This is a genomic window from Leptotrichia sp. OH3620_COT-345, from assembly GCF_003932895.1.
In the GTDB taxonomy this organism is placed as follows: Bacteria; Fusobacteriota; Fusobacteriia; order Fusobacteriales; family Leptotrichiaceae; genus Pseudoleptotrichia.
Map to the genome: position 1 here is coordinate 1 of NZ_RQYW01000029.1, position 6,796 is coordinate 6,796.

The window sequence follows — 6,796 nt, forward strand, 5'->3', positions numbered from 1 at the left end:
AGCGGGAGACGGGAACAGAAGAAAAGGGACTTGAAAGTACGGGGAGAGCAACGAATGAATACTTTACAGATAAGTACAAAAAGAATGACATTCCGATAGAAACAAAGTCAGACGGAAAAGATTACAGTAATATTGATTTTGGTGAGAATGTGGGGGATAAAGCAAATGAGGGAGCAGGTTATTATGCAAGAGATTTGAGAAATATAAATAAACCCAATGGAGATAAAAGTAAGTACAAAGAAGAAGAAATACAAAATAATATAAATTGGTGGTTTGGAAAGGAAAGTTATAAAATAGATTGGGATAAATATGAAAAAGATAAAGAATATAGAGAAAAAACAAACTACTACTATTTTCAAGCAAGGTATGCTCTAAGAGTAAAATCAGTAGATAATCTAGAAGGAAATTATGTAACAATAACACAGAATAGTGGAGAAAAATTAACATTAAAAAAAATTCCCGCTAATCAATCTATATATCATAATATAGAATATAAAAATGGAACAGCATATTTTTATTTTGATGATAGGTATAAAAAATATGTACAGGATGACGGTTACGAGTTAATACTTGATAAAAATAATAAACCTGTTTATAATCCGACAATAACAGGAACATATAATTTTTATACATATAGTAGTATTATTAATATTGATGCTTTTCAACACTTACTTTCAGATGTAGAGTTATGGAAAAAGTATGGTTCAGGCCCTACAGATAAAACTACGGTAGAGATGAGAAATAAAGTTGGAGATACAGGATTTGGAAAATTCGTTCAAGATAATTTTGATAAATTGAGGTCATTAGCAACTAGAATGAAAAAAGAAAGTTTTACTTATGAAGAATTACAAAATATAAGGAAAAAAGGAATTGATAATTATGGTAAGTAAGATTATGAGATTTTGTTTAATTACAATCGTAATTATTAATATAATATTTTTTATATTTGCTTTGGAAAATGACTCTATTCTTGAAATGAACAAATTAATAAGTGATTTTTTTGAGACATTTAAAATATTTATTTATTTTTATAGTAACTTTACTTTTTCAATGGTAGATGCGGATATATTTTATAATATTATTTTAATATTTTGTATAGCAGTCAATATTTTATTTTTAAATATTATTTTTAAAAATAAATATAGAAAAGTGATATATTTTTTGTATATAATGACTACTATTTTATTTATACAATCCTATTATTTATTAATTGCTTGGAATATAATATTTTATATTATTAAAACAGGAGAATATTTAAGTGTTCTAGATGTTTTTACAGGAAATAATTTCTTTTATCATATTGTATTTTTTTTAGAAGTCATACTTCCTATAATGTATTTTAAAAATTATAAATCAATGTTAAAAAATAAAAATAGATTTACAGATGAGAAATAATGAAAATAAATATTTGAGTGAATATTATGATAGGGACTTATTAATACTACTTATAGGGAAATCATGGTGGAATATATTAAAGAAGATAATAAAAATCCCCCGCATTGTCGAAGTCGACTGAAAGGAGCGAAGACCGCGGGGTAGCGGGAGTATGAGGGCGGCAATGAGCCCTCATTATTTCCATTAAAAGCAAAGTCAGACGGAAAAGATTACGGTAATATTGATTTCGGTGAGAATGTGGGGGATTTTTCTGAAAAATTTATATATAAAAAATATGATAAATATTCAGAATCAACATATAAAAATAGATGTAATAATAATGTTGATCAGTGTATGAAGTTATACGGATTAACAATAGAAAAAGTAGCTGAATACTATGGAAATAGAAAAAAAGAAGCGGAAATGGTTACAAAAATAGAAGGATTTATAGGAGGAATTTTTACTGGGTATTTAACGGAAGGATTAAGCGTCCTCGCTTCTGGAATAGTAGGAGGAGTTGTTGGTGAAGGTCTTAATTATGTTAATAATAGTGTTCCTAGTTCTGATAATATTAATATATTAAAGGAGATACAAGTTAAAATAGCAATATCTGAAATTGAAAGGCAACGTAAAATACAAGCAGATGGTATATATTATTCTGAAAGTCAAGTTTTAGGCGATATTGCAAATAGGGCTAAAAGACAAAAGTTAACAGAAAAAGATTTAGGCATTGTAAATAGTAGAATAATAGGTAAAAAAATAGATATGTCAGAATTAAATAAAAGAGTAAGTTTATATAATAAATATAATTCAAAAAAGTCAGAACAAGAAAAAGTAGATATTTATATAATACCTAGAAAAACCATTCCTATAATAAGGCAATTAAATTTTAAAAGTAGTAGACCTTAAATATAGTTGTATATCATTTTAACATAAGGAAAGTGAAATTTATGAATATTAAGAAAAAATTAGAAAATGTATATTTTTACTTATTTAGAAATCAATCTAAGAGCAGAAGAGATAAGATGATAGATTTTATAGCTTTTTATATGGTTTTAGTTTTTATGAATTATCTTTTGAAAAATAGTTCAAATAATTTAATTTTAAAAAAGACTGGAATTTTTATTTATTTAAGTTTAGGATGTTTAATTTTATTGATAAACCAATCAATTTATTCTAAAGAAAAGCCTAATAAAAAAGAAATAATAGAATTATTAATTGGAATATTTTCTCCTATTTTAATTTATTGTTTTAATCTATAAAGAGAAATATTTTTAACTTTGTATATAATTTTTTTTACTTTCTTTGAGAGAGAAGAATTGGATTAGGAAAAGTTTTAGGAATATGAAAAGTAAGTGTAGGAGTTGCAGGAAGTATATTAAGGGCAGCAATAGGAAGAAATAGTAATGCCACTCCAAATTCAACGGATTCAGAAGAACTGTCTAAGCAAGCAAATAATAATTGCAATGTCAGAAATAGAAAGAACCACAGAAGAGACAGCTTATTTAATGGGATATAGTGAAAGAGAAATGTTGAAGGGATTGGCAAATAGTAGAGTGGTAGGCAAAAAAATAAAAAATATTAATGAGTTAAAAAATAGAATAAAAATGTATAATGAATATATTTCAAAATCAGGGCAGGCAAAGGTAGATGTTTATGTAACTCCAAGAAGGTTAAGAGCAAAAATTACACTACTTACTTCAAAATCTATTAGACCATAAAATTAGGGGGAAATATAATGAAAAAAGTAAGTAAGTTTTTAGAAAAATATATTTACTTCTTCTCGTCCCAGAAAAAAAGAAATTTTTTTACTGGGTAAACTATATAATTTCTTTTGTTATTATTCGTAAATTGGAGAATATAATATTGATATTATTCTAAAACGAACAGGAATTTATATATATAAGTGTATTATGTTTAATTTTACTATTAAATCAATATTTTTTTAGAGAAAGAAAACCATTATTGAATGAAGTGGTAATACTATGTTTTATAATTTTATCTCCAGTTTTACTTTATATATTTTAGTATTATTTACTTTCCCGCATTGTCGGAGTCGACTGAAAGGAGCGAAGACCGCGGGGTAGCGGGAGTATGAGGGCGGCAATGAGCCCTCATGGACTCCTAAGTAAAGCCAATGAAATAACAAAAGACAGTCAAAGCAGTACAAATATAAATATAGAAGGTCAGACAATAGATTACCTGACAAATCCTTCAAGATTTAAAGAGGATTTGGAAATAGCCATACTTGAAGGAAAAAGTACTGTAGAAGGTGCAGTAAAGAAAATAGACAACATACTTCACGGAAGTAATAACAGTGATATATCGGAACCGGAAAAGAGAAGATATGAGGAAATAAAGGGAGATATATTAAGATTTAAGACAGCTCCTGAAATGACTCTTATAGCAGAAGGTGACTTGGGAGATAAGAAAGTACAGGAACAGCTTGGTATAGGAGGAAAGTTTAATCCTGATGACCCGAATTTACCTGTAAAGATACGTGAAAGAATAGAAGAGGCAAGGGAAGCGGGAAAAGAAGTAACATATTTTTATGATAAAGTAACAGGTAAGATATACATAAATGAAAATGCAGATGAGAACACAGTAAGGTCAGGAATAGCAAGAGAATGGGGAATACGTGACAGGTTTGAAAAAGGGAAGGCGAAGCCTAATACTGAAGGAGATTTAAAAGCAACAGTAGCAGGAGAAATAGCTTACAGTGAAATAGAAAACAGATTAAAAGGAAAAGGCAGTAAAGGTATAAATCCTGAGGACTTTGAGTACGGAGTATTTGATACTGACAGTGAGATAACAGGGGATTTCACGATAAAGCATATAGAAAAAGGAATCGGAAGAGTTATATCAGCTACAGAAAAAGCATTGGACGGTGATTTCAAAGGTTCTCTTAAAATAATAAAAGATACTGTGATTGATACAAGCAGAGTTCTTAAAAGAGATAATGAGGATTTTAGTAAAGGAGGGATGTCACGAAAAAAAGTAGTTGAAGAAAGTACTGAAGCATTAAAGTCAGCTCCTAATATAATAACTAAAGAAGTTGGAAAAGCAGTTGAAAAGAAGAAGATTGAAAAAGCTCAAGGGAAAAAGAAACTGGAAGAAGAACTTTCAAGTAAAGACTGTAATGGAAAATGTATAAAAGAGCAACAGAAGAGCCATGATGATTTAGGTAAGGATTATTCACAGATGTTGTCTTGTAGAACAGGTTCAAAAGATTGTAATCCTAAACCGAATAATACAAGTGAGTTAATAATATTTAAGACAGACAGAGAATTGGAAGAATATTCAAATAAGTTGAAAGAATATGGGATAAGAGGTAATTACAAATTAGACTCACAGGAAAGAATAGACAGGAATTATAATACTTCAAGTACAAGAGGCAAGCAAGCTATCGATTATGAAAGAGTATCAAATATAATCAGGAATGAAAGTAAAAGTGTAGAAGAACTTTATAGAACAGGAAAGATTAGTGATACTCAGTATAAGAATTATAGAAAAGAGTCGGATTATATAAAAACAGTAAACGGTTATGGTTATTTAGTAAATAATGTAATATCTCCGATTTACAATTCAATATATTTGGGAGTAATTTCAAATGGTGATAAGACATTGGGTGTATCATCACTTGAGAAGGGGAATACGGGAAAAACTACAGGAGATACATATATAAAAAGGGATAATATCTTTATAAATGATGGTACACCAGGTGGAACAGTAAAAGTAAATGTAGAGGCAATAGGTAGTTCAAATATAGAAGTTTCAAGGTTGACAAATACTTATACAGGGACATCAATCACGAAAGTTTTTGATAAAGGAACAGGAGCAATTTACAGGTCAAGTAATGTAAGTGGAAGTGTGTCGGGAGTACCTTTATTATCGAATAATGTTACTTCAGGAAGTAAAAGTACAGTAGGGAATATAGGTGTTTCATCAGGATTGGGAAGTCCTAAAATTATAGAAGTAAATAAGAATGAAATAGGAAATAAAGAGCAGATAGTAGGACAAAATTATTCACAAAAGAATAATGGGAATGGAAATTTAGAAAACCCAAAAATTGAGCAAAAAAAAGAACCGAAAAAAGAGACTGTAAATTTAAAACCTGAAATTCAAAATCAAATGAACAGTTTACAGCCAAAAGTAGGAGGAAGATGGGGAAATATTGATACAAGGCTTCAAAATCAGCAAATTACAGAATATTTAAAAAATGAAAGTTGGAAAATAACAGGAGGAATTGAGAAAAAAGAAGAATACATGGAACCATTAAATCCTATCAAAGGAAGTACAAAAGGAGGAAACTATATAGATGTAACAGCAACTAAAGTTATTAATGGTGAGAAAGTAATAATAAGGATTAATACGGTGGATACCTACAAAAGGACAGGGAATTTAACAAAACGTGAAGCAAATGCAGCTGAGATGATAAATATAAAGATACAAAGAGAAGGATTAAATAATCCTGAATTAATAACAATACCAAAAGGCAAAGGAATAGGTAATTTGGAAGAAATATTGAAAAAGATAGAAGAAGAAAAAACAAAAAAATAAAAGAAAAGAGGAAATGGCTATGAAAGGAAGAGGAATGTACTTTTATGCATTGAAAGAAGATTTTATGGAAAGTATAAAGGAATTGGAAAAAAAAATGGAGGGGTTGTTATATATAAAGGATGAAATAGTATATGATAAATCAGAGTTTAAAATATATGAAAGTATAGAAGAATTACCTGATATAGGAAAAATAAGAATGGGAACTTTTGATGATGTATTTTATGATCAGTGGAGATATTTTGTAATAAAAAAAGGAGAGGAATTTGAATATGAAGAGTTTAAAATGAAATCAGGAAAATATCGTTATGATTTAATAAATACAAAAGGAACAATAATATTTAAACCTTCAGGCATATATGTAGACACAAATTGTGTAATAAAAGGGGAGATAACAACGATATCAGAAGAAGTCAGTGCACAATTATTATTTAAAGAATTTAAAAAAGCTTTATTAAAAAATATGGTAAATGTTGCAGGGGGAATGTATGTAGGAAAATCAGTAATAGAAAATAAAGAAAGGTATAGATTAGTATATGGAAGTCCACAATCCCCAAAAGAATATGATTTAGATTTAAGTGATGTATATTGGAAAGAAAAAGGAGGAAAGAAAAAATAGACCCCGCATTGTCGGAGTCGACGAAGGAGCGAAGACTGCGGGTAGCGGGAGTATGAGGGCGGCGATGAGCCCTCATGAACTCTTTTACAATAACGTAAAGAACATAACTTATAAAGGAACACGTGCAGAAGATACAACAATGATATATAATAATGTGGAGAACATAAATAAGGAAGCAGTGGAACTGAATAACAGATATTCTTCAAGCGGAAAAAGTACGGGAATAAATGCAGGAGCAACAGTAGG

The 6,796-nt window shown here is 28.9% G+C and carries 7 protein-coding genes; all 7 read left to right on the top strand.

Translation table 11 applies throughout. The features are described from left to right. On the top strand, positions 1 to 890 hold an 890-nt coding region (locus EII29_RS12920; protein ID WP_233573321.1), incomplete at its 5' end, for a hypothetical protein. Positions 891 to 1,632: 742 nt separating this feature from the next. Beyond that, complete coding sequence (locus EII29_RS10920) at positions 1,633 to 2,283, top strand: hypothetical protein (RefSeq protein WP_125237555.1); 651 nt, start codon at positions 1,633 to 1,635, stop codon at positions 2,281 to 2,283. 41 nt (positions 2,284 to 2,324) lie between these two features. After that, positions 2,325 to 2,636 (top strand): hypothetical protein, encoded by a 312-nt coding sequence (locus tag EII29_RS10925; RefSeq protein WP_125237556.1) that lies wholly within the window; start codon positions 2,325 to 2,327, stop codon positions 2,634 to 2,636. A 144-nt stretch (positions 2,637 to 2,780) separates the two neighbouring features. After that, positions 2,781 to 3,095 (top strand): hypothetical protein, encoded by a 315-nt coding sequence (locus EII29_RS10930; protein ID WP_125237557.1) that lies wholly within the window; start codon positions 2,781 to 2,783, stop codon positions 3,093 to 3,095. 373 nt (positions 3,096 to 3,468) lie between these two features. Further along, on the top strand, positions 3,469 to 5,934 hold the full coding sequence (locus tag EII29_RS10935) for a hypothetical protein (RefSeq protein ID WP_125237558.1): 2,466 nt from the start codon (positions 3,469 to 3,471) through the stop codon (positions 5,932 to 5,934). Between the two features lie 19 nt (positions 5,935 to 5,953). After that, on the top strand, positions 5,954 to 6,550 hold the full coding sequence (locus tag EII29_RS10940) for a hypothetical protein (RefSeq protein ID WP_125237559.1): 597 nt from the start codon (positions 5,954 to 5,956) through the stop codon (positions 6,548 to 6,550). Beyond that, on the top strand, positions 6,513 to 6,796 hold a 284-nt coding region (locus tag EII29_RS10945), incomplete at its 3' end, for a hypothetical protein (protein ID WP_233573322.1). The genes EII29_RS10940 and EII29_RS10945, both read left to right, overlap by 38 nt.

Bases quoted from the DNA above. Each gene is read 5' to 3' on its own strand.
- EII29_RS10925 (WP_125237556.1), top strand. From the start codon at position 2,325: ATGAATATTAAGAAAAAATTAGAAAATGTATATTTTTACTTATTTAGA.
- EII29_RS10930 (WP_125237557.1), top strand. From the start codon at position 2,781: ATGCCACTCCAAATTCAACGGATTCAGAAGAACTGTCTAAGCAAGCAA.
- EII29_RS10935 (WP_125237558.1), top strand. From the start codon at position 3,469: ATGAGGGCGGCAATGAGCCCTCATGGACTCCTAAGTAAAGCCAATGAA.
- EII29_RS10940 (WP_125237559.1), top strand. From the start codon at position 5,954: ATGAAAGGAAGAGGAATGTACTTTTATGCATTGAAAGAAGATTTTATG.